This window comes from Cellulomonas iranensis NBRC 101100 = JCM 18110 (assembly GCF_001552375.1).
GTDB lineage: Bacteria > Actinomycetota > Actinomycetes > Actinomycetales > Cellulomonadaceae > Cellulomonas > Cellulomonas iranensis.
In genome coordinates this window covers 1-2,401 of record NZ_BCRB01000174.1, presented here as the reverse complement: position 1 = coordinate 2,401, position 2,401 = coordinate 1, and the positions used below count along the sequence as shown (strand labels likewise).

Here is a 2,401-nt window from a genome sequence, read left to right as displayed (position 1 = left end):
GGCGGCCCGCACCGCGCAGCAGGCCGCGCACGACGCGCAGGTCCGCGCGGCCGAGCACGCGTCGGCGCTCGCGGCGCTCGACGCGGCGAGCCGCGCGCTGCAGGCGCGCACCGCACCGGTCGTCGCCGACGCGCTCGCGACGGTGCGGACGGCGGCGCTCGAGCTCGCGGTCGCGCTGCTGGGCGTCGAGCTGGGGGACGCGTCCAGCGCCGCGCGCGCCGCGCTGGCCCGCGTGCTCGCCGAGCCCGACGTCCCGGACGACGCGGTCGTGCACCTGCACCCGCGCGACCTCGCGGCCCTGCCGGGCACCGACGGGCTCGCGGTCACGTTCGTGGCGGACCCCGCGCTCGCCCCCGGCGACGCGGTGCTCGAGCACGCCGACGGTCACGTCGACGCCCGGATCGGGACCGCCGTGCAGCGCGTGCGCGACGCCCTGGAGGCCCCGTGACGACCCTCGCGCCCGAGCGCGACCTCGCCGACGGCTGGTCGCGCGCGCTGCACGCCGCACGCCCGGTCGCGGTCGGCCGCGTGCGCGGCGTGGTCGGGCTCTCGATCGAGACCGCGGGCACGTCGGCCGCGGTCGGCGAGCTCGTGACCGTCGGCGAGGGCGACGAGGCCGTGACGGCCGAGGTCGTCGCGACCGCCGGCGGCGCGACGCGCTGCATGCCGCTCGGCCCGACGCACGGCCTGCGGGCCGGGCTGCCGGTCCGCGCGCACGGCACGGGCCTGCGGGTCCCCGTGGGTTCCGGCCTGCTGGGGCGCGTGCTCGACGGCCTGGGACGGCCCATCGACGGGCGCGGCCCGCTCGACGTCGAGGCGATGGTCGAGCTCGACGCGCCCGCGCCGCACCCGCTGGACCGCGCACGTGTCGACACCCCCCTGCCGCTGGGCGTGCGCGTGCTCGACACGCTCGTGACGGCGGGGCGCGGGCAGCGCCTCGGCCTGTTCGCCGGGTCGGGCGTCGGCAAGTCGAGCCTGCTGTCGATGGTCGCGCGCGGCACCGACGCCGAGGTGTCGGTGATCGCGCTCGTCGGCGAGCGCGGCCGCGAGGTGCGCGAGTTCCTCGAGGACGACCTGGGGCCCGAGGGCCTCGCGCGGTCGGTCGTCGTGGTCGCGACGTCCGACCAGCCGCCGCTCGTGCGCCTGCGCTCGGCGTTCGTCGCGACGCGCATCGCCGAGCGGCTGCGCGACGAGGGCCGCCACGCGGTGCTCATGATGGACTCGTTGACGCGCGTCGCGATGGCGCAGCGCGAGATCGGGCTGTCGGTGGGCGAGCCGCCCGCGACGCGCGGGTACCCGCCGAGCACGTTCGCGCTGCTCGCGCGCCTGCTCGAGCGCGCCGGCACGGGCCCGACCGGCTCGGTGACGGGGCTGTACACCGTGCTCGTGGACGGCGACGACCACAACGAGCCGATCGCCGACGCCGCGCGCTCGATCCTCGACGGGCACGTCGTGCTGGACCGGCGCCTCGCGGTCGCGGGGCACTTCCCGTCGGTCGACGCGCTCGGGTCGGTGTCGCGCGTCGCGTCGCGCGTGTCGACGCCGCAGCAGCGCGCCGACGCCGCCCGTCTGCGGGCCGTGATGGCCGCGCGCCGGCAGGCGCAGGACCTCATCGACGTCGGCGCGTACGTGGCCGGCTCCAACCCGCTCGTCGACACGGCCGTCACGCACGCGGCCGCGATCGACGCGTTCCTGCGGCAGGGGATGGACGAGGCCGCACCGGCGGACGCGTCGTGGACGTGGCTGCGCGCGCTGGTGCAGCAGATGGGGGAGGCATGAGCCGCAACTTCCCGCTCGCGGGCCTGCTGCGCGTGCGCGCCATGGCCGAGGACACCGCCGCGGCCGAGCTCGCGTCCGCGCGCCGCGAGGAGCGGATCGCGCGCGACCGCGCGACGCGCACGGCCGAGATGCTCGGCTCGACGCGCCCGCCCGGCGAGGCCGACATCGCGGCGTGGCAGGCGGCCGTCGCGGCGCGCGTCGCGCTGTCGTCGCTGCTGACCGAGGACCTGAGCGCCGTCGAGGACGCCGAGCAGCACGTCGGACGCCGGCAGGCGGAGTGGACGGCCGCGCGCGTGCGGACGCGGGCCGTCGACCGGCTGCGCGAGCGCCACGAGGAGGAGGTCCGCGTGACCGAGGAGCACGCCGAGCAGGTCGCGCTCGACGAGGTGGCCGCGCGCAGCGCGGCCCCGACGACACCCGGGGAGGACGCATGACCCCCACCGCCGTGGCGGCCCCCGCCACGTCCCCGCGCCCGGCGCCCGGTGCCGGCCCGCGCCCGGCGGGTGGTGCGGACGCGTTCGCCGACGCGCTCGCGGCGCAGGTCGGCCGGGACGAGGGTCGCGAGGCGCGCCGGGACGTGCGCGCCGGGCGCGCGCCCGGCCCGGACCGCTCGTCCGGCCCC

The 2,401-nt window shown here is 79.3% G+C and carries 4 protein-coding genes; all 4 read left to right on the top strand.

What is annotated here, in order from left to right:
- The coding region (locus CS2_RS18140) for a FliH/SctL family protein (protein ID WP_070321009.1) at positions 1 to 448 on the top strand (448 nt) is incomplete at its 5' end.
- The gene (locus CS2_RS18135) at positions 445 to 1,779 is read left to right on the top strand and encodes a FliI/YscN family ATPase (RefSeq protein WP_070321008.1); all 1,335 of its coding nucleotides are present in this window, start codon (positions 445 to 447) and stop codon (positions 1,777 to 1,779) included. The genes CS2_RS18140 and CS2_RS18135, both read left to right, overlap by 4 nt.
- The gene (locus CS2_RS18130) at positions 1,776 to 2,213 is read left to right on the top strand and encodes a flagellar export protein FliJ (RefSeq protein WP_046530115.1); all 438 of its coding nucleotides are present in this window, start codon (positions 1,776 to 1,778) and stop codon (positions 2,211 to 2,213) included. The genes CS2_RS18135 and CS2_RS18130 overlap by 4 nt, the downstream gene beginning before the upstream one ends.
- Positions 2,210 to 2,401: hypothetical protein (locus CS2_RS18125; protein WP_217997414.1), on the top strand; the 192-nt coding region annotated here is incomplete at its 3' end. The genes CS2_RS18130 and CS2_RS18125, both read left to right, overlap by 4 nt.

What these genes read in the sequence shown, in the direction of transcription:
- CS2_RS18130 (WP_046530115.1), top strand. Translation starts at nt 1,776, where the DNA reads ATGAGCCGCAACTTCCCGCTCGCGGGCCTGCTGCGCGTGCGCGCCATG.